Annotated in this window: 27 protein-coding genes and 1 tRNA gene; 7 read left to right on the top strand and 21 right to left on the bottom strand. The window is 45.2% G+C overall.

Annotation, left to right across the window (positions count from 1 at the left end):
* The 3 genes from VIM88_RS08465 to tilS form a co-directional block, all read left to right on the top strand.
* Window positions 1–471 (top strand): hypothetical protein (locus VIM88_RS08465; protein WP_331862460.1); only part of this gene is annotated, 471 nt, incomplete at its 5' end.
* A 147-nt stretch (window positions 472–618) separates the two neighbouring features.
* Complete coding sequence (gene rimO, locus VIM88_RS08460) at window positions 619–1,932, top strand: 30S ribosomal protein S12 methylthiotransferase RimO (protein ID WP_331862459.1); 1,314 nt, start codon at window positions 619–621, stop codon at window positions 1,930–1,932.
* Between the two features lie 8 nt (window positions 1,933–1,940).
* Window positions 1,941–2,924, top strand: coding sequence for a tRNA lysidine(34) synthetase TilS (gene tilS / locus VIM88_RS08455; RefSeq protein WP_331862458.1), 984 nt, complete (start codon window positions 1,941–1,943; stop codon window positions 2,922–2,924).
* 4 nt (window positions 2,925–2,928) lie between these two features.
* Here the strand turns inward: tilS and VIM88_RS08450 are convergent, their stop codons facing one another.
* From VIM88_RS08450 to VIM88_RS08435, 4 genes are all read right to left on the bottom strand, one after another.
* Window positions 2,929–3,780, bottom strand: a complete 852-nt coding sequence (locus VIM88_RS08450) for a tyrosine-type recombinase/integrase (RefSeq protein WP_331862457.1) — start codon at window positions 3,778–3,780, stop codon at window positions 2,929–2,931.
* Between the two features lie 2 nt (window positions 3,781–3,782).
* Window positions 3,783–4,406, bottom strand: coding sequence for a lysophospholipid acyltransferase family protein (locus tag VIM88_RS08445; RefSeq protein WP_331862456.1), 624 nt, complete (start codon window positions 4,404–4,406; stop codon window positions 3,783–3,785).
* Window positions 4,407–4,413: 7 nt separating this feature from the next.
* A complete protein-coding gene (gene miaB / locus VIM88_RS08440; RefSeq protein ID WP_331862455.1) occupies window positions 4,414–5,712 on the bottom strand; it encodes a tRNA (N6-isopentenyl adenosine(37)-C2)-methylthiotransferase MiaB in 1,299 nt (432 codons plus the stop codon).
* Between the two features lie 89 nt (window positions 5,713–5,801).
* Window positions 5,802–6,041, bottom strand: coding sequence for an HP0268 family nuclease (locus tag VIM88_RS08435; RefSeq protein WP_331862454.1), 240 nt, complete (start codon window positions 6,039–6,041; stop codon window positions 5,802–5,804).
* 199 nt (window positions 6,042–6,240) lie between these two features.
* Between VIM88_RS08435 and nusA the strand changes: the two genes are divergently transcribed.
* On the top strand, window positions 6,241–7,404 hold the full coding sequence (gene nusA, locus VIM88_RS08430; RefSeq protein ID WP_331862453.1) for a transcription termination factor NusA: 1,164 nt from the start codon (window positions 6,241–6,243) through the stop codon (window positions 7,402–7,404).
* A gap of 60 nt (window positions 7,405–7,464) precedes the next feature.
* Here nusA and VIM88_RS08425 read toward each other — a convergent pair whose 3' ends face one another.
* The 3 genes from VIM88_RS08425 to gap are packed head-to-tail and all read right to left on the bottom strand — an operon-like array spanning window position 7,465 to window position 10,379.
* Window positions 7,465–8,154 carry a triose-phosphate isomerase gene (locus VIM88_RS08425; protein ID WP_331862452.1) on the bottom strand — a complete coding sequence of 230 codons (690 nt, stop codon included), beginning with the start codon at window positions 8,152–8,154 and terminating at the stop codon, window positions 7,465–7,467.
* Between the two features lie 10 nt (window positions 8,155–8,164).
* Window positions 8,165–9,355 carry a phosphoglycerate kinase gene (locus VIM88_RS08420; RefSeq protein ID WP_331862451.1) on the bottom strand — a complete coding sequence of 397 codons (1,191 nt, stop codon included), beginning with the start codon at window positions 9,353–9,355 and terminating at the stop codon, window positions 8,165–8,167.
* Window positions 9,356–9,386: 31 nt separating this feature from the next.
* The gene (gap, locus tag VIM88_RS08415) at window positions 9,387–10,379 is read right to left on the bottom strand and encodes a type I glyceraldehyde-3-phosphate dehydrogenase (RefSeq protein ID WP_331862450.1); all 993 of its coding nucleotides are present in this window, start codon (window positions 10,377–10,379) and stop codon (window positions 9,387–9,389) included.
* Window positions 10,380–10,440: 61 nt separating this feature from the next.
* On the opposite strand from gap, the gene nadD reads away from it, so the two are divergent.
* Window positions 10,441–11,358: a nicotinate (nicotinamide) nucleotide adenylyltransferase gene (nadD, locus tag VIM88_RS08410; protein WP_331862449.1), complete on the top strand. Its 918-nt coding sequence runs from the start codon at window positions 10,441–10,443 to the stop codon at window positions 11,356–11,358.
* A 22-nt stretch (window positions 11,359–11,380) separates the two neighbouring features.
* Here nadD and VIM88_RS08405 read toward each other — a convergent pair whose 3' ends face one another.
* From VIM88_RS08405 to VIM88_RS08385, 5 genes are all read right to left on the bottom strand, one after another.
* Entirely contained in the window at window positions 11,381–11,707 is a 327-nt protein-coding gene (locus tag VIM88_RS08405; RefSeq protein WP_331862448.1) for a hypothetical protein, read from the bottom strand.
* Between the two features lie 11 nt (window positions 11,708–11,718).
* Complete coding sequence (gene argS, locus VIM88_RS08400) at window positions 11,719–13,416, bottom strand: arginine--tRNA ligase (RefSeq protein ID WP_331862447.1); 1,698 nt, start codon at window positions 13,414–13,416, stop codon at window positions 11,719–11,721.
* An 80-nt stretch (window positions 13,417–13,496) separates the two neighbouring features.
* On the bottom strand, window positions 13,497–13,718 hold the full coding sequence (locus VIM88_RS08395; RefSeq protein WP_331862446.1) for a twin-arginine translocase TatA/TatE family subunit: 222 nt from the start codon (window positions 13,716–13,718) through the stop codon (window positions 13,497–13,499).
* 66 nt (window positions 13,719–13,784) lie between these two features.
* Complete coding sequence (gmk, locus tag VIM88_RS08390) at window positions 13,785–14,402, bottom strand: guanylate kinase (protein WP_331862445.1); 618 nt, start codon at window positions 14,400–14,402, stop codon at window positions 13,785–13,787.
* The gene (locus VIM88_RS08385; protein WP_331862444.1) at window positions 14,399–15,319 is read right to left on the bottom strand and encodes a hypothetical protein; all 921 of its coding nucleotides are present in this window, start codon (window positions 15,317–15,319) and stop codon (window positions 14,399–14,401) included. Before VIM88_RS08385 ends, gmk begins: the two co-directional genes overlap by 4 nt.
* 262 nt (window positions 15,320–15,581) lie before the next feature.
* Here VIM88_RS08385 and VIM88_RS08380 point away from each other — a divergent pair, with 262 nt between their 5' ends.
* Window positions 15,582–15,869 carry a ferritin-like domain-containing protein gene (locus tag VIM88_RS08380; protein ID WP_331862443.1) on the top strand — a complete coding sequence of 96 codons (288 nt, stop codon included), beginning with the start codon at window positions 15,582–15,584 and terminating at the stop codon, window positions 15,867–15,869.
* Window positions 15,870–16,012: 143 nt separating this feature from the next.
* Here the strand turns inward: VIM88_RS08380 and VIM88_RS08375 are convergent.
* The 5 genes from VIM88_RS08375 to VIM88_RS08355 form a co-directional block, all read right to left on the bottom strand.
* Window positions 16,013–16,089, bottom strand: a tRNA-Arg gene (locus tag VIM88_RS08375).
* A gap of 53 nt (window positions 16,090–16,142) precedes the next feature.
* Complete coding sequence (locus tag VIM88_RS08370) at window positions 16,143–16,838, bottom strand: uracil-DNA glycosylase family protein (protein WP_331862442.1); 696 nt, start codon at window positions 16,836–16,838, stop codon at window positions 16,143–16,145.
* Between the two features lie 3 nt (window positions 16,839–16,841).
* Window positions 16,842–17,165: a sigma-70 family RNA polymerase sigma factor gene (locus VIM88_RS08365; protein WP_331862441.1), complete on the bottom strand. Its 324-nt coding sequence runs from the start codon at window positions 17,163–17,165 to the stop codon at window positions 16,842–16,844.
* 1 nt (window position 17,166) lies between these two features.
* Complete coding sequence (gene mqnP, locus VIM88_RS08360) at window positions 17,167–18,033, bottom strand: menaquinone biosynthesis prenyltransferase MqnP (protein ID WP_331862440.1); 867 nt, start codon at window positions 18,031–18,033, stop codon at window positions 17,167–17,169.
* A gap of 9 nt (window positions 18,034–18,042) precedes the next feature.
* On the bottom strand, window positions 18,043–18,603 hold the full coding sequence (locus tag VIM88_RS08355; protein WP_331862439.1) for a CDP-alcohol phosphatidyltransferase family protein: 561 nt from the start codon (window positions 18,601–18,603) through the stop codon (window positions 18,043–18,045).
* Between the two features lie 99 nt (window positions 18,604–18,702).
* On the opposite strand from VIM88_RS08355, the gene miaA reads away from it, so the two are divergent.
* The gene (miaA, locus tag VIM88_RS08350) at window positions 18,703–19,602 is read left to right on the top strand and encodes a tRNA (adenosine(37)-N6)-dimethylallyltransferase MiaA (RefSeq protein WP_331862438.1); all 900 of its coding nucleotides are present in this window, start codon (window positions 18,703–18,705) and stop codon (window positions 19,600–19,602) included.
* A 46-nt stretch (window positions 19,603–19,648) separates the two neighbouring features.
* Here the strand turns inward: miaA and VIM88_RS08345 are convergent, their stop codons facing one another.
* The 4 genes from VIM88_RS08345 to VIM88_RS08330 all read right to left on the bottom strand — a co-directional run.
* Window positions 19,649–21,007, bottom strand: coding sequence for a TolC family protein (locus VIM88_RS08345; protein ID WP_331862437.1), 1,359 nt, complete (start codon window positions 21,005–21,007; stop codon window positions 19,649–19,651).
* Window positions 21,007–22,281: a hypothetical protein gene (locus tag VIM88_RS08340; protein WP_331862436.1), complete on the bottom strand. Its 1,275-nt coding sequence runs from the start codon at window positions 22,279–22,281 to the stop codon at window positions 21,007–21,009. Before VIM88_RS08340 ends, VIM88_RS08345 begins: the two co-directional genes overlap by 1 nt.
* On the bottom strand, window positions 22,268–23,236 hold the full coding sequence (locus tag VIM88_RS08335) for an ABC transporter ATP-binding protein (protein ID WP_331862435.1): 969 nt from the start codon (window positions 23,234–23,236) through the stop codon (window positions 22,268–22,270). Before VIM88_RS08335 ends, VIM88_RS08340 begins: the two co-directional genes overlap by 14 nt.
* Before the next feature lie 68 nt (window positions 23,237–23,304).
* Window positions 23,305–23,941 (bottom strand): proton-conducting transporter membrane subunit (locus VIM88_RS08330; protein ID WP_331862434.1); only part of this gene is annotated, 637 nt, incomplete at its 5' end.

The following is a 23,941-nucleotide window of genomic DNA, read 5'->3' as shown; positions in this document are numbered from 1 at the left end:
GATGCCTTTGTTGATGATATGACAGCATTTGGTGCCAAAATCGGAGCTGAACTTGCAGGTATCAATGTATCAGGTGCATATTCAACTGTAAACGATGGTGGTATAGGAATGGTTAACCTTGGTGGTACAACATCTGCTCTTTATACAGATCTTCTTTCTGATCAATTGTTTGGACCACTTGTACGTTATGACATGGATAAGTTTGTTGTAAAAGCTGGAATGGATGCACTTGGTGGTAACCTTTCTGCTGCATACGGATATACTGACATGGGTACACAGAATAATGAGCTTAATGAAGTAAATGTGGCTTATTCAGTGAACTTGACAAATAGCCTTAACTTGACTGCAACTTATGCATTTATAGGCTTTGACAATGATTTCGTGTTTGCAGGCGATACTACTACAGGTGAAGTTGCAGCAATCACTGATGACATGAATGTGGTTCGTGTAGTTGCTAGATACAACTTCTAAGAATCATTCTTCACTTTAGAGTTCAGGCTTCTGCCTGGCTCTAGCTTCTCTTTCTCTTTTTAAACCTTTTACATTTTTTCAACCTTATACATTTATCTGATCTTTTGGCTATAATGCTGAAAAAGTTTAAATTGCAAATGAGTTTTAATGAGTAAAAAATTACACCTGGTCAGCCTCGGCTGTACCAAAAACCTTGTCGACAGCGAAGTGATGCTTGGACGCCTTAAAGAGTATGAGATCACCGATGACAACACGCAGGCCGATGTCATCATCGTCAACACCTGCGGGTTCATCGATGCGGCGAAAGAAGAGAGCATCAACACGGTGCTGAGCCTCCATGACGAACGCAAAGAGAACTCCATTCTGGTCATGAGCGGATGCTTGAGCGAACGGTACAAAGAAGAGCTCCAGGCAGAGATGCCAGAGATCGACATCTTCACGGGTGTCGGTGACTATGAAAAGATCGATCAGCTCATCGCCTCCAAACAGAGTACGTTCAGCCCTGAGGTCTACCTTGCCACGGAAACCTCCGGAAGGGTCATCACAGGCTCGAACTACCATGCCTATATCAAGATAGCCGAAGGATGCAACCAGGCCTGTTCATTCTGTGCGATCCCCAGTTTCAAAGGGAAGCTGCACTCACGCTCCCTCTCTTCCATCATCAAAGAGATAGAAAACCTTGTTTCGCAAGGATTTTATGACTTCTCTTTCATCTCGCAGGACAGTTCGAGCTACGGGCGTGATATGGGACTTAAAGATGGTCTGGTCGAGCTTATCAAAGGCGTTGAAGCCATTGAAGGTGTCCAGTCTGCACGTATCCTGTATCTCTACCCCAGTACGACCTCCTTTGAGCTTGTCGATGCCATCGCTGACTCTGAAGTGTTTCAAACCTATTATGATATGCCTATCCAGCACATCGATGATGCGATGCTCAAGACGATGAAACGCGGCTTTGGCGAGCAGAAGACCATTGCACTGCTGGAATACATGAAAAACAAACCGGGTGCCTTTTTGCGTACGTCGGTGATCGCCGGGCATCCCGGGGAAACGGAAGAGCGCTTCCAGAGACTGTGTGACTTCCTGGAAACCTTCGGGTTTGACAGGTTTAACACCTTCCACTACTCCAACGAAGAGACAACAGCAGCCTACATCATGGAACAGGTCGACGAAGAGACGATCGACGAAAGAGGACAGATACTTGGAGAGATTGCAGAAAGAAGTACCCTCAGATCAATGGAGAGAATGGTCGGTCAGACCGTCACGGTCGTCATAGACGGGGAAAGCGACGAACATGAGTACCTGCTTTCTGCAAGACCCCTGATCTGGGCAGTGGACATCGACGGGGAGATCCTCATCAACGACACTTCCGACCTGCCCGTGGAGTACGGAAAAAGATATGAAGCGAAAGTCACCGAGTTGGTGGGTACACAGCTGCTTGCCACACTGATTAAGGCACTCTAGCACCGCCTATGCTCAGACTGGACCTATCGCACCTCAAAGGGAAAAAGAACTTACTCGCTTTTTCTGCAGGGGTGGACTCTTCTGCACTTTTCTTTTTACTCCTGGAACACCAGATAAAGTTCGATATTGCCATCGTGAACTATGGTACGCGTGAAGCAAGTGACCGGGAAGAGGCGCATGCAAGAGCACTCGCCAAGACACATAAACTCTTCTGCCACAGTATCAAGGCACCTAGATTTCACACCCATTTCGAACAGCAGGCCAGAGCGTTCCGCTATGAATTTTTTGAGTCGCTTATCACGATAGAGGGGTATGATACCCTGATAACCGCACACCAGCTGAATGACCAGCTGGAGTGGCTGCTGATGCGCCTTAGCAAAGGAGCAGGACTGAGTGAGCTGTTAGGCCTTCAGCCTGTCACGAAAAAAGCACACTATACACTTTTACGCCCGCTGCTTGCCTACAGCAAAGAGGAGTTGCTGCAGTATTTGGAAGGTAACAAACATCCTTATTTTGTAGATGAGAGCAATGCCGATGAAACCTATGAGCGCAATAAATTCAGAAAGCAGTTTTCCGATGCCCTGATAGCGGAATATAAAGACGGTATCAAGCGCAGCATGGAGTATTTGAGAAAAGACAAAGAGATGCTTGAGAGCGGTTTTGAAACGCTCTACAGCCACAAGATGCTGCACATTGTCAGGCTGCATACCCCGCATGCCAGAGTCAGAGCGGCTGACATCACACTCAAAAAACTCGGCTACCTGCTCTCTGCCTCTCAGCGCGGGGAGATAGAAAAAGAAACCACTTTGGTCATAGGCGGAGAATGGGCAGTAGCACTGCAGGATGACCTGCTCTTCATAGCCCCCTATCTCACGGTGGATATGCCCAAGAAATTCAAAGAGGTATGCAGGGTGCTGAAAGTACCGGCAAAGATCAGACCCTACCTTTTCAAAGAAAATATCAACCCGGAACTCCTAACCCCTAACCCCTAATTCCTCACTCCTCACTCAAATGCCGAGCATTTGCCAGGGGGTGTGCTTTCATATACTCCTGCATTTTTTTGACACTTCCCAGTTTGGTATAAACCTGTGTGGTTGCCATGGTCTCATGCCCAAGCAGTTCACTGACATCAGCGATACGTGCACCGTTATTCAGCAGATGGGTGGCAAAAGAGTGTCTGAGCTGATGCGGGGTCACCTTCAGGCCGGATGCTTTAAAGAGTTTTGTCAGTCTGTAGCGCAACTGTGCGCTGTTCATCGGAACACTGCCCTTTTCAAACAGATACTTTTTAGGAGATCTCCTCTTCACATACAGGGTGATGAGTTCCCCCACTGAATCCAGCACAGGCAGCTCTCTGACTTTGTTGCCTTTACCGTGTATCTGTACCCATCCCTGTTTGATGTCTTCGAGTTTCAGACTGCTGAGCTCAGAGATACGCAGTCCAAGCCCGTAAAGCATGTAGACAAGCAGTTTCTCCTCCAGATCCGCTTTGCCCAACACCTCCTCTATATATGTCTCTTCAACAGGCTTAGGGAGGCTTTTAGGCACTTTTATAGACTCATCCCCTATGAGTTTTATCTGCCTATGACACTGATCTTCCAGATATTTGATAAAAGAGTGTATCGCGGAGAGTTTTTTCACAATGGTCTTTTTATGATTTTTGACGATCTTAAAACGAAACGGAGTGATATCTACAATGATCGAGCCATCTTCCTCATAGACATGGCTCTCTTCAAGCATTTGCCTCAGTGCCGTCTCGTAAGTGACGATAGAAGTTTCAGAATAGCCCCGTACTTCAAAGAGATACTCTAAAAACGCTTCAGAGGCATCTTGAAGTTCAGCTTTCATCTTCAATGCACCGTGTTCGCCAGCATTTTCTTCCGGAGAAAGATCCGAGCTTCATTAAGGTCCATGCCTTCAAGCGAGACATTCTCCATATAAAAGTCGATCGTAGTGAAAGGTTTGGGAATGACAAACCTGTCCCAGCTTTTCAGTTGCCAGTATCTCTTGGGGATATAATGGACGGTCAGGACTGGTGCCTTGGCCTTATGCGCCAACGCAATGGCACCGTCGCTGACAGTATGGCGTGGACCCCTGGGACCATCAGGCGTTACGAGCAGGTCATCCCCTTTTTTCAGTGCCCTGAAGGCTTCCAAAAGTACCTGCCTGGCCCCGCGGCTGCTAGATCCGCGCAATGGAGTAATAGAAAAATACCTCATGATATTAGCGATGATCTCACCATCAAAATGCTTAGAAACGATACATGAAGCCGGCTGTTTTTTATGAAAATAGCGATAGGCTTGATGGGCCATCAACAGTTCCCCATGCCAGCAGACCACAATGGACTGATCCTGGCTGATCTGACCTTTGACATGAAAGTTCTTTTTGGAAGTATACCAGTAGAAACGCATCAGCAGATACCCCAGCGCAGGCAAAATGACTTTGGCAAGATTCCGTGATAATTTCTTAAACATTATGCCTCTAAACGAGCACTCCCTCAAGTGCGCCGCGGGAGGTTTTGGTCACTTTCACCTCTGCTATTTTGCCCAAAAGCTCTTCGCTTCCCTCTACAAAGAAAAGCTTGCCGTCATCTGAACGTCCCGAGACCTTTCCGTTAGGTTTGAGCTCATCGAAATAGACCTTGTGCACCTTGCCCAACTGTGCATCCATCACCTCATCGAGTATCTCTGTATGGCGGTCCTGAAGACGCGTTAAGCGCTCCCCAGCAACCGCGCTGTCCACCTGATTGTCAAAGGTGGCAGCTTCCGTATGGGGACGCGGAGAGTACTTGAAAGAGAAGAGCTGTTCAAAACGTACTTTTTCAAGTACATCCATCGTATCTTCAAAGTCCGCATCGCTTTCACCGGGGAAACCGACAATGATATCCGTAGAGATGGTCGCTTCAGGGCACAGTGCACGTATCTTTTCACAGCGGTTGATGAAGTTCTCTTTCGTATAGCCTCTTTTCATCGCTTTCAGAATCGCCGTAGAACCGCTCTGAAGAGGCACATGGATCTGCTTGCATATCTTCGGGTTGGAGGCAAATTCCTCTATGAAGGCATCGTCCATATGCAAAGGATGGGGAGAGGTAAAACGTATGCGCTCCAAGCCTTCTATCTTGGAGATCTTTTGCAGCAGCTGTGTAAAATTGCAACTCTCCTCAGAACTGCCGAAACGTCTTCCGTAATTGTTGACGTTCTGTCCGAGGAGCATCACCTCTTTTGCACCCTTTGCTACCGCTTTCTTGATCTCTTGGACGATAAGGTCCGAAGGGATCGAGATCTCATCTCCACGCGTGGCAGGCACGATACAGAAGGTACAGGACTTGTCGCAGCCTATCGAGATGTTTACCATGGCTTTAAAAGGATTGCTTCTGTACTCTCCGAAGTCATAGGTGCTCTCATCAAAATCCGTACTGATCTCTACGGCATGTTTCTTGTCGACCACTTCAGTGATCTTCGAGACATTTCTTGCGCCCAGTACGAAATCTACAGAAGGTGCACGCTTAATGATCTCTTCCCCCAAATGTGAGGCCGTACACCCTGTCACACCTATTTTGGCAGAGGATTTTTTATGTTTGTTGAAGACCCCGATCTCCGAGAAGAGTTTCGCTACAGGTTTTTCCCTTACAGAACAGGTATTGATAATGATCAGATCAGCCTCTTTCACATCTTCGGTGATCTCATAGGATTCTCGTCGGTTGAGTTCTGCTATCATGTGTTCGCTGTCACGAACATTCATCGCACAACCCAGTGTTTCTATAAATAATTTTTTACTCAAGGATTTGTCTTTCTGGTAGAATGTTTTTAGGCACAATTAAAAAAGATGTTGACACAAGGTCAACATTGGAGTCACTTACGGATGTTGCATCAAGCGATGATATGTACTTCATAGATATACTCATTTTCATCCAATCCATACTTTACTTCTCTCATATATACTGAATAGCCTTTTTCTTCAAAATATTCGATCATCTCTTTAAGCTCTTTATGTGAGTTGTCCTTATCAAAATAGAATATAGATTTATTCGCTAGCTCTTCTTCTAATTTATCAAATTCAACCGTCTTTGGCTTTGCTTTCAGTGTCGTTCTAGCAAGTTTTAACTTCATTCATACCGCCTTTTTTTATCTAGTATCTTCTTTGAATACTGTAATTGAAAATTATACTTTATTTTGAGTAAAGCTTTGATTAGCTATAATTCATTACTTCAAAAACAACACCTCCCAAGACGTTATCAATATTGTTATGTTACCTCTTGTAGCGGTAAATTGAAATGATTATCAAAAAATTGATTATGAGGAATGAATCATGGAAAAAATACTAGACATTATAGAAGCCATCGCGCATGAAAAGAACATCTCTAAAGAACATGCTATAGAAGCATTTAAAGAAGCGCTGATCAACACAGCCAAAAAACTGACCAGTTTTACCAGCAATTTTGAAGTGGTCATCGACCATGACACCAAAAAATACGCTGTCTATAAGGTCATCACCGTTGTCGCAGATGATGATGAGCAGCTCTATACAGAGATCGGCAAAGAAGGTAACAAACAGAAAGTCGAGTCAGACAGTTTCATATCGCTCTCGGAAGCAAAAGAGTTCGACGACTCTCTGGAACTGGGGGACCAGCTGAAAGAAGAGTTCATTCTTGAAGAGCATGGCCGTACCGCTTCGGCAAATCTTTTCAGGGAACTCGAGTACCATATCCAAAGACGTATCGAACAGGACCTGTTCGAAAAATACAGAGAGCAGGTAGGTACGGTGATGCTGGGTACGGTCAACCGTATCGATGCCGATGACAATACGCATGTGGAGATCGGTGAACTTAAAGGGATACTGACACTCAGAAACCGTATCAAAGGAGAGAAGTTCAAACGTGGGGATACGATCCGTGCCCTGCTAAGATACGTCAGTGTGGATCCGGAGCATGGCCTATTCCTGGAACTGACAAGAACTTCACCCAAGTTTTTGGAAGCGCTGATGGCCAATGAAGTACCGGAGATCGAGGATGGGGTCGTAGAGATCGTAGCCGCAGCAAGGATCCCTGGAGAAAGGGCAAAAATAGCCCTGAAAACAGATCAGATGAATGTCGACCCTATCGGTGCGGCCGTCGGTGTCAAAGGTGTACGTATCAACGCGGTGAGCGCAGAACTCAATGGTGAAAATATTGACTGTATCGAATACTCGCCTATTCCTGAGGTATTCATCACACGTGCATTGAGCCCTGCGATTTCACAGAGCATCAAGGTGGATGAGAATGAGAAAAAAGCGGTTGTCAACATCACCGGTGACCAAAAAGCGAAAGCGATCGGTAAATCCGGTATAAATATCCGTTTGGCTTCCATGCTTACCGGCTATACGATAGAACTTAACGAGATCGAAGGTGTCACAGAAAGACAGGTTGACACTTCAGAAGGCGGCGAAGCAGAGAAAACGACCGATACTTCGGCACTGGCAGATCTCTTCAAATAAGAAAAACGTCATTCTCTGCCAAAAGGCACGAGGATGACATAGAACACTGTGGACTGCTATCTAAGCGAGAATCATGGTGGAGAACTTCTCCGCATCCAAAGAGGCAGACCCTACCAACACACCATCCACACCACGGATAGCCGTAATTTCTTTAATGTTGGCAGGGTTCACGCTTCCTCCATAGAGTAGAGGTTTTTGTACGGTCTGCTTCAAAGCTTCATGGGTGGAGGCGATCTCTTCCACCGTAGCGGATCTTCCTGTACCGATGGCCCAGATAGGCTCATAGGCGATGATCAGCTTTTCATAGCCGATATCGATCCCATCGAACTGTGCGAGCAGGTACTCCATCACCGCTTCATTTCCCTTTTCTCTTATCTCAAGCGGTTCACCGATACAGTAGAGTATCTCATACCCTTGATCTTTGAAAAATCTGAATTTCTGTGCTACCTTTTCCTGGGACTCCCCCAGCTTTTCACGCCTTTCACTGTGCCCGATCAGCAGGGTGTTGATCCCGAACTCTTCGAGCTGCTCAAGTCCTATCTCACCGGTAAAGGCGCCGTTTTGTGTCGGATAGGCATTTTGTGCACCGATCTTGAAGTCACCTTCATACTGGTCCAATGCTGTCGCAGGAGGAAAGATGTAGACTCTGTCTTCAGGTTTTTTTGCATGCAACTTCTCTTTTAATACGGCAATATATTTCGCCGTTGATGCTCTGGTATGATTGGTTTTAAAATTTGCTGCAAAAATCATGAAATTCCTTTTATTTCAGTGCTTCCAGCCCTGGAAGGGAGATACCCTCTATCAGCTTCAGGCTTGCCCCGCCGCCTGTACTTACGAACGTCATTTCATCTGCATCTCCGGCACGCTGTGTCACATCGGCCGTATCACCCCCGCCTACGATCGTGGTTGCATGCGTCTGTGCGATATTGTTCGACATCGCCAGACTTCCTTTTGAGTATCTGTCCATTTCGTAGACACCCATAGGGCCGTTCCAGATGATCGTTTGCGCATCATTCAGTGCTTCACGGAAAAGCCTTGTAGAGGCAGGTCCGATATCCAGCCCCATCCAGCCTTCCGGTATCTCCTGGATAGGCAGGAATTTTACGGTAGTGTTTTCTGAAAATTCGGGCGCCACGACCACATCGACAGGCAAATAGAGCTTTACACCGAGTTCTTTGGCTTTGATCATGATCGCTTTTGCCTCGTCCAGCAGATCATCTTCCACCAGCGAGTTGCCCACTTCATATCCCTGCGCTTTCAGGAAAGTAAAGGCCATACCCCCGCCAATGATCAGCTTATCTACCTTGTTCAAAAGGTTGGTCAATGCCTGCAGTTTGCCTGAAACCTTGGAACCTCCGACAACCGCAACGAAAGGACGTACTGGGTTCTCAAGTACTTTTGAAAAGAAATTGATCTCCTTGCTCATCAGAAAGCCTGCCGCTTTATGGTCCGCATCAAAGAATTTGGTGATCGCATCGATGGAGGCATGTTTTCTGTGGCAGGCACCAAACGCATCGTTGACATAGAAGTCAGCGAAGCTTGCCAGTTGCTCCGCAAAGGCCATGTCATTTTCCGTTTCGCCTGCTTCGTAGCGAAGGTTCTCCAGCAAAAGCACGTCACCCTCTTCCATCACTGCCGCTTTTGCTTTCGCATCTTCCCCTACCACATCCTCGGCCATAAAGATATCCCTTTTGATCTTCAGCAGGGTATGGAGTCTTTTGGCTACAGGTGCGAGTGAATACTTCTCTTCATATTTTCCCGGTTCCGGTCTTTCATAGTGTGAAGCAAGGATGATCTTACAGTCTCTGTCGATACAGTAACGGATCGTCTGCAAAGCAGAACGTATACGTCTGTCATCTGTAATGTTCCCGAACTCATCTTTGGGCACATTGAAATCACATCTTATAAATACTCTTTTGCCATCAATCTTCAAATCTTTTATCGTCTTCATCTATTCCCTTGCTTCTTTGTACTTTCTCAATTTATTTGCTTATGTGTACAGCCATATCGACCAGTCGGCAAGAGTATCCCCACTCATTGTCGTACCAGGAGAGCACCTTGACCATGTTGTCCCCGATGACCTGGATCGTGTCAAGCGGTACTACGCTACTGAGCTTTTCTCCTACAAAATCCTGGGAAACCCTGTACTCTTCGTCTACACCCAGAATACCTTTGTGGGAACCTTCACTCGCTGTCTTGAATGCCTCTTGCACCTTTTCAACCGTTACATTGGTATTGAGCGTCACTGTCAGGTCCACCATGGAAACGTCCGGTGTAGGTACCCTGATCGCCTGGCCGTTCATCTTTCCCGCAAGGTTTGGCAGTACTTTGGAGATCGCTTTGGCTGCACCTGTGGTCGTAGGGACGAGGTTGGTTGCACCAGAGCGCCCTTTTCTCGGATCTTTTTTGTGTTTTGCATCCAGTATGGGCTGGGAAGAGGTATAGGAGTGGATCGTGGTCATCAACCCTTTCTCGATCCCGAACGCATCATCCAGCACTTTGGCTACAGGCGCCAGTCCGTTGGTCGTACAGCTGGCGTTAGATACAATGGCTTCCCCTGCATAGTCGTTCTCATTGGCTCCCAGGACAAATGTGGCGGTATCGTCTTTGGCCGGTGCAGAAAAAAGCACTTTTTTCACACCGTTATCCAGGTAAGGCTGTACACTCTCTGCTGTCAGGAATGCTCCGGTACACTCCAGCACAAGCTCTACACCGCAAGAGGCAAAATCGATTTTGGAAAGTTCACGCTCAGCAAAGATCTTTGCCTTTGTCGCACCGATGTGCAGGTATCCGTCTGACACAGAGACATCTTCACGTGTGCCGTGTACGGAATCATACTTCAGGTTATACTGAAGCATCTCTTCGCTTCCCGAAGCATTTACTGCCACAAGCTCGATATCATCTCTGTCTGCAATGATACGCGCCACACATCTACCAATTCTTCCAAGACCGTTAATAGCTACTTTTACAGCCATACTCTCCCCTTATAATAATTATGCTAAAATTACGAAATTTTACAGTAAATGAGGTTAGTATTTGGTTAATCATCAAAAGCCTGCTATAGCACTCTTTGGGGGGAGTTTTGACCCTCCGCACAAAGGGCATCAGCGTATTGTTGAAAAAGCTGTAGAGGACTTGGCCATAGAGAAACTGCTGGTAGTACCGGCCTATCTTAACCCTTTTAAAACATCTGCACTTGCGGATCCCCATACACGTCTTGCATGGTGCCATGCACTGTTTGATGCTATGGAGCACGTTGAAGTAAGTGATTATGAGATAAAACAAGGTAAAAGTACCGTAACCTCACAAAGTGTAAAACATTTTAAAAAAATGTATGATGTCAAATATCTTATTGTTGGATCTGACAACCTGTCAACATTGACAAAGTGGCACGAGTTCGAATGGCTGAATGAAAATGTCACCTGGGTGATAGCCACACGGAGCAATGCTCGTTTAGATACGAGTGAACTGAAGAAATGGCTGCTGCTTCCGGTAGACATACCTGTCAGTTCTACACAAATAAGAGAAGAAAAAGATTTACAGTTCATTGACAATAAAATCAAACGATCTGTGAAACACATACTAGAAGGGCAACACCATATGACAATAGATGAAAGAATAGAAAAGATCGTAAATCTGCTGGATGACAAAAAAGCGGAAGAGATAGAAGTATTTAACCTTGATGATGCGGACTACATTGCAAAACGCGTGGTCATTGCCAATTCACTCAACGGTAAACATACACTGGCACTTTTTGACCACCTTAAAAAAGAACTCAAATCCCAGGGTGAAACTTTGATAGCTTCAGATGCCACAGACGAATGGACAGTAGCGGACCTGGGTGATATCCTGATCCATATCATGATCCCCGAATACAGACAGCGCTATTCACTTGAAACGTTTTTATCCGAGCTGGTCGAGAATCAAAAAAAGAAAGGCGGTGATCCTGCCTAAGCTGCACCTTGGTGCCGTCGACCTAGTCTGCCTCTTGGGCCGAACCGGTCAAGAGCTCCAGTAACAGGAATATTCCGATGGTCAGCCAAGGCGAAAATATCACCCACCAATAGTACCGGTCTCGTATCAGATAGGCGATCAGTCCGCTCCATGAGAAGAGAAGTAAAGCGGCATGTGCCATGAACAGCGGCAGTACCTGTCTGGTGACATTTCCCAGCACGGCCAGAACAACAAGCATACCGAAGGTCGCCAATGATATCAAAAGTTTTTTGATATCCCTATTTCTCCGATAGAGAAAAAAGATGCTGCCAAGCGTGATCAATCCCGCTAGAATGATGAAAGCTTTCATAGACGCTCACCCTACAGTTTATCTACCACTTCTATGCCCAGGATATCCAACCCTTGCATGATGGTCTTCGCGGTCAGGTCCGCCAAGGCCAGACGGCTCATTTTGGTCTTCTCCTCTACCCCCTCTTTCAAAATAGGGTTCTGCTCGTAAAAGCGCATGAAGAGGGTCGCCAACTCATACAGATAGGTAGTGATCTGGTTGGGAGCAGCCTCTACAGCAGCACGGTTGAGCACATCTTCAAAACGCAGCAGCATGGTGGAAAGCCTATGCTCCAATGCATCTCCTATCACAATGTTCCCCTCTATTTTCCCGTCATATTTTCTAAAGATGCTCTGGATCCTTGCATAGGCATATTGCATGTAGAGTGACGTGTTGCCTTCAAAACTGAGCATCTTGTCCCAGTTAAAGATATAATTGGACTCACGGTTGATGGAGAGATCTGCATATTTGACCGCACCGATCCCTATGATCTTGGCCAAGGCATCCAATTGCTCCGGGGTATAGGTCTCTTTGTCGTTGATCGTCTCTTTGGCTTTGACCACCGCTTCATCCAGAAGGTCGATCAGTTTGACGGTACCTCCCTCACGTGTTTTAAAGGGTTTACCGTCTTTACCCATCATCGTACCAAAAGCTATGTGTTCAAGTTTTACCTCTTCTCCGACAAAACCGGCTTCTTTGGCTATTCTAAAGACATGTCTAAAGTGCTCAGCCTGTCTGGCATCGACCACATACGCAATACGCTGTGCCCCCAACGTCTGCGCTCTGTAGCGCAGGGCTGCAAGGTCTGTCGTGGCATACAGGTAGCCGCCGTCCCCTTTTTGAACGATCACCGGTACCTCTTCGCCTTCGAGAAATACACATTGCGCCCCATCGCTCTGCGTCAGAAGACCTTTGGCATCCAGATCACTGACAACCCTGCTCAGGTCATCATTATAAAAACTTTCGGCACGCACATCTTCACGTGTCAGGCTGACGCCAAGCTTTTCATACACCTCTTCACAGTGTCCAAGAGAGATATCTATGAACTTCTGCCACAGTGCCAGACAGTGGCTGTCACCGCTCTGGATCTTTACGACATATTCTCTGGCTTTATCTGCAAAGGCTTCATCTGCGTCAAAACGTCCTTTGGCATCTTTATAGAACTGTTCCAGGTCTTTCAAACTGACCGTACCCTCTTCATGTATCTCCTCCAGGTAAGCGATCAGCATTCCGAACTGTGTACCCCAGTCCCCGATATGATTTTGGCGTATGACCTCATCTCCGAGAAAGAGCAGAAGATTTGCCAGCGTGTCGCCGATGATGGAAGAACGCAGGTGCCCTACATGCATCTGTTTTGCCATATTCGGTCCGGAATAGTCTACCACCACCTTCACAGGATCTTCACGTTTCTCTATGCCAAGGCGTGCATCCTGGCGTGCTGTTTCACATTGCGCGGCCAACCAGAAAGGATTGAGCCAGAGGTTGATAAACCCTGGTCCTGCGATCTCTGCCTTTGCCAATACGCCTGTCAGGTCAAGGTTTTCCAGGATCAGTGCCGCGATCTCTCTGGGATTTTTACCCAGTTCTTTGGACAATGCCATAGCGCCGTTAAACTGGAAGTCACCAAATTCCGCCTTCGTTGCATCTGTGACACTCATAGGTTCATGTGCTATCCCTGCTTTTGAAAAAGCCTCTTTGATAACGTTATTGATCTGTAATTTTAATTTCATACTGTACCATTCGATGGGGGTTTAGAAGTATAGAACTCCAAAGGAGCTCTAGAAGTTCGTCACAAAACGTGACTGTCAGGTTAAGCGTTTTCGCTTTTTTTCTCTTCTTTTGAAGCTTCAACTTTTGGCTCTTCTTTAGAAGCGATCTCTTTCGGTTCTTCTTCATCCTCTTTAATTGCTTTTTTAAAGTCTTTGATACCTTTACCCACACCTTTTGCAAGATCTGGAATCTTTTTTGCTCCAAAAAGAAGCACAACGATCGCCAATACAATTAGTAATTCCGGCATACTTGGCATACCCATGTTAATCCTTTAATTCTGCTGCTGCGAGCATTTAGTTTGAATAATTATACACCAATATGTTTAATATTAGTTAGTTGCCGACCATTGCCTGATAAATTCTTCTTCATCTTCCTGGCTTTGTTTCAGCCTGGCAGCTTTTGCAACCACCACAAAGCGTTTTGCTGCCTCCTCCACATTGTCATTGATGATGGTAAAGTCATACTCTCCCAGTGCCTTGATCTCACCTTTTGCATTTTCGATCCGCCTGAGGATCACACTTTCATCATCGGTTGACCTGGCACGCAGTCTGTGTTCAAGCTCACGCAGGGTAGGCGGCGTGATAAAGGCTGAAGTGGTGATGTCATTCATCTTTGCGCGTACAAGCCTGTGTCCCTGCACATCAATGTCAAAGATCACCAGTTTCCCCTGACCCAATGCTTCTCTGACCGGTTTGAGCGAGGTTCCGTAGTAATTGCCGTGCACCTGAGCATACTCAAGAAAATTCCCTGCCTTGATATCTTCTTCAAAACTCTCTTTTGTGACGAAATAGTAATCTTTGCCATCCACTTCTCCTACTCTGGGGGGCCTGGTGGTCGTAGAGATGGAAAAATAGTACTCGCCGATCTCTTTTGATGCGGCGTTGATGATAGTACTTTTCCCTGCACCGCTCGGTCCGGACAGTACTAAAATGGCACCCTTTTTCATGATGAACGATCCTCTAATTTTATTTTTACTTTGATCTCTTCACCGTTTAAAAGTTTTTTGATCTTTTTAGGCTTGAGCGCAGCGATCGCAGCATGAAGCGCTTTTTCCACTTCAAGGCGCTCCTCATCATCCAGTGCCCTCTTTTTTTTATGCTTCTTTTTGATCTTCTTCAATATCTTATGAAGCGTTTCCGAATCTTTTTCCGCAGAGGCACTGAGCGATTCTACCATTTCATCTTCTTCCACTATCTCCAGCCCGTCCGCGATCAACTGCTCTTTGATGACTTTGATTTTTCTTGCCTCATAGGCGTCACCTTCCAGGAGGTCATCCTCATTGATCTCTATTTCATTCTCTTCCATATCCAGGAGGGCTTTTATTTTTGCTATTTCATCCAGGTTCAATACTTTTGTATCTGATCCTGCCTGCTCCTCCACAGCATGCTCTGCTGTTTCTTCTTCACCGGGTAATGCAGAAATCTCCGGCAGTACTTCTTCCCCGTCACTTTCATCGATAGTTTCATAAGGAACAGGGGGTGTGCTCTCTACCTTTTCCGTCTCTTCCAGGACAGGTTCTGCCAACGCTGCTTCCCCCATTTCCTCTGCCGCTTCAGCGCTCTCTGTTTCTGCAAGGATCTTAATGATCTGTGAAGGCAGAAAAGGTTTTTTGACCGTCTGGTCAAACCCTCTTACGAGCGCTTCGGTATAGGAGAGCAGCACTTTTTTTCTTATATGCATCCCCTCAAGCAAGGAGACCATATTGTCCGTATAAAGAGCTTCATCCACGAATACAATGTCATAAGCCGATCTTTCCACGGCATCTACAGACCCTACTTCATCCAATACCATATGCGCATCACGCGTACAAAGCGCAAGCAGTCTAGAGACAACAGGGTTGGTATTGATGAGTAAGATGTTCATTAAAAGCTCTCTTGAATAATTTGATATTATTATAATATAAATCTGGTTAGGGCTTGGTGTTGTACACGAGAGGAAGCCCAAAACGTAGTATTCAGGCTTCTTTTACTTCATTGTATTGATTGAGATGAGCTGCAGAATTATCCGGTAAAAAATATAAATATAGATTGCTTTCAGCTAACCCCGGGGGCCACGCTTCTATTAAGGTCAGGGTTAGGTGAGCTTAGTTATTATTTATCATAAATATTTTAATGAGGAATTAAAAATGGCAAATGAAGGCTATCACGAACCAATCAATGAACTCTCTGATGAAACAAAAGAAATGCATAGAGCCATTACATCGCTTATGGAAGAACTTGAAGCAGTAGATTGGTACAACCAGAGAGTTGATGCATGTAAAAATGAAGAGTTAAAAGCAATTCTTGCACACAATAGAGATGAGGAAAAAGAACATGCAGCAATGCTTCTTGAGTGGATTCGTCGACAAGACCCATTCTTTGATAAAGAACTCAAAGATTACTTATTTACCGATAAAGAAATTTCCCACAGCTAGCAAACCCAATATTCTCTTTATATGTAAATATTTGATTAAATACTAAATCTTAGGGTCCAAATTATTACTTATCCTTGCTGTAACTAAAAAAGACAAACATGTAGGTATATGATATGAATCATTATGTTGCATTGATCAAAAGGTGGTACACCCATCAGGATTCGAACCTGAGACCTTCGGTACCGCAAACCGATGCTCTATCCAGCTGAGCTATGAGTGCACATGTAACATGTAGTAGCGATAATTTAGAGCGCAATTATAGCAGAGAAAGCTTTATTTTTCAAGTAATTTCATCGGGCCGAAGAGTTGATGTGCTTCAGGGTTGGAAATAAAGGTATGATTATAGGGATGTTCCAGCTCAATGGTCTCAAACTTTTCCAGAGAAAGCTGCTGCTTGAGGGCTTTCGCATGCGTGCCGAAGAGGATCAGTTTCGGCGCCTGTTGCTCCAGCCCTTCCAAGAGTTTTTGTATAAATGGTCTCCATGCTTTAATGTGTTTGGTTGAACTTTTTTTATCTGTAAAGACGAGTGCCGTGTTCAGCAGCAGTACACCGTTCTTTTCAAAATTGATCCGCAACGCCTCAATGGTATTGATCTTCTGTGATCTGTCTATTCGTGTCAAAGCCTCCTGGGAGGTATCTGCCTTGTTCAACTCTTCACTGGCCACCAGTGCCATTTTGATAAAATTGCGCAAACTGGTAGCACGGTTGACCTCTTTGCTGAGCCCTGTAGCAGAGAACAGTGTTTTGACATGAGTGTCTATAAAGGCATACCCGCCTGCACTTTCGGGCCTTGGATAGGGGTCTTGCCCAAAAAGTATATACTTGACCTTATCTTTCGGCAGGGTTTTAAATGCGTTGAAATAATTCTCTTTGTCCGGGAAATAGCCTTGATCCTGTGCTAAAAAACTTCTATAGCCCAGCTCCATTTCACTGTAAGCCTGTTCCAACAGTGTTTGCCATGATTCCAAGGCCTAATCTCTCTTTTTGAGTTTGTCAAATTTGATGATAAGTTCTACCTTGCTGACAGGTATACCTAGCTTTTCAGACACGGCTTCTCTGCTTTCCCCTGCCTCTATCAGTGCCATCACTTCATCCAATAGAGAAAAGTTCTCTATCACATCTGTTACCGCAACACGCGAAGCTTCATAGTTGGCTATCGTGCTGTTTTTGACCTCCAGGATCTCATTCAGCTTTTTGTTCTCTTTTTTTAGTTTACTGTTCTGACCGATCATGATGAACAGTATCACAACCAGAAGTACCAGCAGCGATAAAACCGCTATATCCATTGTTTCCATCTTATACCACCTCCATAATAATTAAGATCAAAAAAACAAAACCCAAGTAGCCGTTGACCGTAAAGAAGGCTTTGTCTATCTTTGTAAAATCTTTGTTGACAAGGTAGTGTTCGTAACTTAACATCACAGCAGAGAAGAGTACGGCAAGTTGCGCCCAGAATCCCAGTCCTGCCGTATAGACAAAACAAGCCCAGAACAGCACCGTCAGCACGTGGAATACTCTTGCGATCCACATCGTCCTGGCGGCACCGAACCTGGAAGGTATCGAGTGCAGGTTGTTGGCTTTGTCAAATGCCATATCCTGCAACGAGTAGAGCAGGTCAAAGCCTGCCACCCAGAACATGACACCGACAGCGAGATAGACAGACCATAACGGTATCTCTGCGCTTACGGCGACCACGCCTGCGATGGGTGCCAATCCCAGACTCACTCCGAGTATCAGATGTGCCAGCGCAGAGAATCGCTTAAAAAGTGTATACGCACCCAGTACGGCCAGGATGGGAAGAGAGAGCTTAAAGGCCAAAGGGTTTATAAAATATGCCACCATGACGAACAGCAAGGCGTTGATCGCTATAAACCCTATCATTTGACCGTCTGATACCCTGCCGTCCACAGAGGGGCGGCCTTTGGTTCGAGGATTGAGCATGTCAATATCTCTGTCAAGATAGCGGTTGACACCCATGGCAAAGTTCCGTGCCGTCACAGCGGCAAGCGTCCCAAGAAGCAACAACTTCCAGCCGAACCATCCCGATCCGTCCTTATGGGCGGCTACTAGCATCGCTATAAAAATGAACGGCAGGGAGAAGAGTGAGTGTTTGAACATCACCAGTTCCGAAAAATGGGCCAGTTTCGTTTTCAATCTGTTCACAGTCACACTTTAGGGATGAGGGATTTTCAGCTTGGAATTGAGTGACCATGCAATGAGGATCACCAACACTGCGATCACATATCCGCTTGCGATGACGCCATAGGCATTCAACAGATAGAGTATCCATAATAGGATCGCCCCCAGCGGCGTAGGCACGCCTTCAAAGTACTTTTCTACTTTTCCCACATCCACTTTAAGGTTAAACTCCACCAGTCTTCGCAGTCCATTGATAATATACCAGATAAACACCAGTCCCAGTACAGCTTCTTCGATCCCTGAAATACCGCTGTACGCTTTCACCGCATAAAAAAGTAAAAAAGGAGGCATCACCACAAAAGAGAGGAAATCCGCAAAACTGTCAAGCTGGATACCGAACTCTGTGGAAAGATCATATTTGCGCGCCAATTTCCCATCGATGATGTCACAAGCGCCGGCGATCCATGCCAGGACAATAGCGGTAAAAAAATCACCTTTGGTGATGAAAAATATTGCCATGATCCCTGCTGTGACATTCATGTAGGTCACCAGGTTCGCAATATTGAAACGGTTGTTCTTCTCAAATAAATTCATGCATGCCCTTCTTTTTATAGTCCAGTATTTTATCCTTTTTGGGGTTATGGTATGATTACGCTATGAGAAGTATCAGACCACACTACAGTGAGACACGACATGCCAAATCCTGAAACCGTCAAGCAATTTGCCCTGATCGGTCCTACTGCCTCCGGTAAAACCGCACTTTCCATCAAGCTGGCACAACAGACCGATGCCCATATCCTCTCACTTGATTCACTTTCTATCTATAAAGAGATAGATATCGTCTCGGCAAAGCCCACAGTGGAAGAACGCGCAGGTATCACGCATTTTGGTATAGACCACCTCTATCCCGATGAAAGTTTCGATGTGACGACCTTTATCAAGCTCTACCATGAAGTCTATGCCACATGTGTAAAGGAGGGTAAAAATCTTGTGATCGTCGGGGGGACAAGTTTTTACCTGAAAATGCTGATAGAGGGTATCAGCGAACTCCCAAAAATCAGTGAAGAGACCAAACAAAAAGCACAGCACTATCTGCAGGACCTGCCCAAAACCTATCATTGGCTCGCTACCTTGGATCAGGCCTATATGTCGAACATTCAAGCCACGGACCCCTACCGCATAGAAAAAGCGTTGCATATCTATCTCGAAACCGGGCTGGCCCCTACGGAATATTTCAAGCGTTTTCCTCCAAAACCGACCATCACCGCGCCTCTGCCTATCTACCAGATCGTGACGGAAAGAGAGACCCTTCGCAAGCGAATCGCGTTGCGTACAGAGATGATGCTGGAACATGGACTGATCGATGAGATATGCAGGCTTGAGAAAAAATACACACGTGCACCCCACAGTATGAAAGCCATAGGTATCAAAGAGACGCTGGCCTATCTGGATGGTGTGTATGATAAAAAAATGCTCGCTGAGAAGATCACGACGAACACGGCAAGACTGGCAAAAAGACAAACAACGTTCAATAGTTCCCAGTTCAAGCATGTGATAAAAGGCACGGTCGAAGAGCTTACAAAAAGATTCTAGTGCTGCGAATACCTTTACAAACCGGCAAAACCCTTACAAAAAGTGCTTAACGGGGGAGCAGGTCACCCATCTCTCTCTTTATCTCCTGCTGAATGAGCAAAGCGTTCAAATCATATTCTAGTTTTTTCTGCTTCACCTGCAATGTGTAGATCTCCCGCTGATTAACCTGAAACAGACTGCTTGACCCAAGTCGGTACTTCTTGTTTTCCGCTTCTTCCAGTGCTTCAACCAGTTTGATCTCTTTTTGGACATTTTCGATATTGTCGTTTAATACCTCTTGCGAATAAAACAAGTTTTCCAAATTTGTTTTCAGTTCCATTTTTAACTTGTTTTGCTGCTCTTCAACCTGCGTAAGACCCTTTTGGATCTCTACTTTTTTCCCCTCATACCCTCTTCTTTCCAGCGGGAAGTTCATATTGAATGCAACCTTGGTACCGCTTCCGTACCTCACGTCATGTACACTGTAGGCAGAGACAGAGACATCAGGATATTTTGAAAGTGCATTGTAGTCCGACTCCAGGTCAAGTTTCATTTTTCTATACTCCAGGGCTTTTAGATCAGGTCTCTTTTCAAATGCTTTGCTGAAGTCTTTCTCTACAGCCGTTGCGCTTTTTTTCAACATAGACAGTGTCGGCAGTTCATATCTGGCATCAAAGTCATTTTTAGGCAGGTTCAAATAATTTAAAAATATTTTAAAAGCATTGTGGTAGCTGTTTTGTGTCGCGAGCAGTCTCTGCCTGCGATTGATGACCTGCTGCTCTGCTTCAAGCAATGCGATCTCGGGAAGTGCCCCGGACTTGACTCTTTTTTGGGTAAAGATGTTTCTTTGTTCTGCTTTGCCTAAAAGCGTTTTTTCAAGTTTTAGCAGTTCGCTATAGTACAAAAGGGTATAGTAGGCAACGAAAACACTGGAGTAAAGATGCCTCAAATTGTTCTGTGCTTCAAATTTCGACTCCCCCGCATTCAATGATGCGGATGAAACACTGTATTTTCGGTAGTTCATATCATTCAAGAGAGCAAAAACAGGCACTTTCACCCCCACACGAAACTCACCCTCGTCACCGGTCTTGATATTGTTATATTCCTGTATACCTTCTGCTTTTCGATACCCTGCCAGGAACTCTATACCGTTTCCAATAGGCTTTGCCAGGGTAAGGTCCATATATCTACCATCACTTAAAGGGTACTCTTTCTTGTCATAATGGGAAGAGAGTACGGTATCAAAAGAGCCCATGGATGTCTGTACGCGGGCTTCATCCACATACTGCTTTCCCACAGCGCTATAGACATAAGGGTTTTCTTCCGTTAAATATCTGCCTATTTTCTCCACCGTAAAGGTCTCTTTACACTCTGCATTTTCTGTATACAACAGCAGGACCATGACGCAGACGGCAATATATCTCATCATAATTTTTTCTCAGGTGTTACCATATTGGGTGGGAAAGCGTTCATCAGGCGCCACAGCTGATACCAGATAGGAACATTGGATAAGGCGACCCACACCGTTGAACCTGTACCCACTCTAAGCTCTTTCTCTGAAGGCCATGGCTCTTTGGGATCTTCCACGATGTAGGCATAATAATATCCTTTTTCGTGTAAGACAGGATCCACTTTCTTAATGATACCTCCAAAGGTACCAAAACGGATGGCCGGCCATCCCGGGATATGCAATACCGGCCATCCGTAAAACCTTATTCTCACGGAAAGCCCCTCTTTGATCAGCGGCATATTGAAATCCGAGACTTTAAGCAGTACCGATCTTTCGCTCACCTCAGGAGAGAATTGGATGACCGGTTCGCCCTTCTTGATATAAGTGTTTTTGTCGTTTTTCAATATCCTCATGGCCACCCCGTCCTTTTCAGCCACTACCACGGATTTTTCATAGCGTGCGATATCACTTAATTGTCTCTCTTGTTCTCGTTTAAGTACATTTAGGCGCCCTTGTGCCGCAAGAATTTGGTTGTCTATACTTCTTATGCTGTTTTCGATCTCTTTGATGAATTGGGATTTTTCCTGCGCGATCATGGTCAAGTGGCGTGTTTGCACTGAGATATCTATATCGATCTTATCGAGTTTGGTCTTTGCATCGATAGAGCTGTTCTCTGCTCTCTCATAATTGCGTTTGGATTCAATATTCTCTTTGTACAGCTGTTCTAAGCGCTTGAAATTGCTGAGCTTGATCTCATAGTTCTTCGATTCCGCCTTGCGTTTAATTTGAAGACTTTGCAATTGTTCTTCTGCCTGGGTGTATTGCGTGTCATAAAGTGTTGAGCGGATCTTTTTCTGCTCAATGATGCTGGCCTTGTTCTCCTCAAGGACCGCAACCTCCTGTTGAATATTCTCATACTGCTGCGCTATGCTCTCTTTCATACTGTAGACACGTTTGGCATAATCTTTGTCCATATCGATCATGGTGAATAGTTTCATTCCTTTGGAAACATGTTCATTTTCCGACACATGAAACGCATCAATAAATCCGTCAATGGTAGCCGAAATCGTTTGTACCCTTTCGACCGGATGATAAGCGATAAGCTCCCCCTCTCCCTGCACAGTTTGTCTCCATGGTAAAAAAAGCATCGCGATGAAGGTGATCAGTATGATTGCACTGAAAGTCCAAATACGATGAATGAACGGATGTGTCTTGACAAGCTCCAGAGAGTTGAACTTAACTCTTTTCATGGCCCTTTTCCCCTAACTCAACTGATAATTTATTCACCTTATAAAGCCCTTCGATCATATCATAGATATAGTCCAGTTGTTTGACAAAACCTTTTAAGGCATAAGTAATAGAGGTAACAATGATCTCGGCCGCGACAAATTCTCCCAAAGGCAATTGCCCTTTGATAACTAGATATCCGCCTATGACAAGGAAAACACTAAAAATAAATCCTTCCGCAAAAAAAGTCAGTGCCAATTGTCTGATCGTGATCTTGAATAGCTTCTGGCGTGCCTTTGCATACTTAGCCAAATAAGCGTCAAACTTGCCGAGTATTTCTTCTTGCGTCCCCTCTTCTTTTCCGATCTGCTGTAAAAAATAAATAGTGTTGTGCTTGGCATCTGATCGGTCCAGTGCCTGTTTGACTCCATTTCTTCCCAGCAATATGAGTAAAATAATATATCCCGAAAAAAAGAATACGCCTGCTATGAACAATACCGGATCGAATGCAAGCAGCAAGAGCAGACTTACAAAAATTTTGACTATGACACCTACCCCGTCAAGGAGAAGGATAGGAAAGAACTTTTGAATGGCTGTAATGTCAAAAAAATAATTCATCAACTTATTATGTACCTGAGGAGGTTCAGTTCCTTCTTTCTTTTCTATCTTTAGAGCCTTAGTGGCGATCTCAATCCCTGACCTTAGAAAGACTTTCTGCTGAAACTTTTCAACTATATACTCTTTCATTACCTGCATAACCGTGACAAAAAGAAACAATACAAGTACTATGAGTCCAAGGATAAAAACAGAAAGTGATGCATGTGCCAATACACTATTGATAACAAAGGTCGAGGCTAGAGGTATAGAGAGTACAAGGATGGCATCAATCAGTGAATAATAGAGGAGATGATAAAGGTTCTTTCTGTCTTCCCGTATGATCTTATTAACATTAGTAAAAATGACATCATTAATGTTCATAAAACCAATCCTTTATCGAGGTAAAGTATTGCTAATAAGAGGGAAGAGAAAAATCCCCCTCTCTATTATCAATAACCGCTGGCACTGATCATGTAGTAGATATAGGATACAAGCGGCTGCACATAGAAGATCGCCGCTACCGTAGCCACCGTGGCAAAACCGATAATGACCATCAGCGGTTTTGAAATGTTATAGTAGACAGTGTCAACATCTTTCACCGGTTCTTTCAGGAACATGAACACCACCAGTTTCAAATAATAGTATGCAGCGATCGCGGAGTTAAGTCCCATCACGATCGCTAGCCAGACATATCCGGCATTGACCGCTGCCTGCATCACGTAGATCTTACCCCAGAATACCGAGAACGGTGGGACCCCTGCCAATGAAAGCATAAAGAGCGCCATGATGACGGCACCCATAGGCATGATCTTGATGAACCCAGCAAACTTTTCATACGGATGGTCGTACTGAAGGTCAAATCTTCTTGTTTTGTGTCTTGAGATCCACAACATACTGAAGGCACCAAGGTTCGTGAACATAAAGAGCGCATAGTAGAGGAAGATACTTGTGTTACCCTCTGTCGTATCCAGCGCCAATGCGGCTATGATGAAACCGGCATGGGAGATAGAGGAGTACGCAAGCATACGTTTTACATCATTCTGTACCAATGCCATCACGTTCGCGAGTGTCATAGTGATGACTGCA

This window comes from Sulfurovum sp., assembly GCF_036568385.1.
GTDB lineage: Bacteria > Campylobacterota > Campylobacteria > Campylobacterales > Sulfurovaceae > Sulfurovum.
This window is presented reverse-complemented; position numbering and strand designations above follow the sequence as displayed.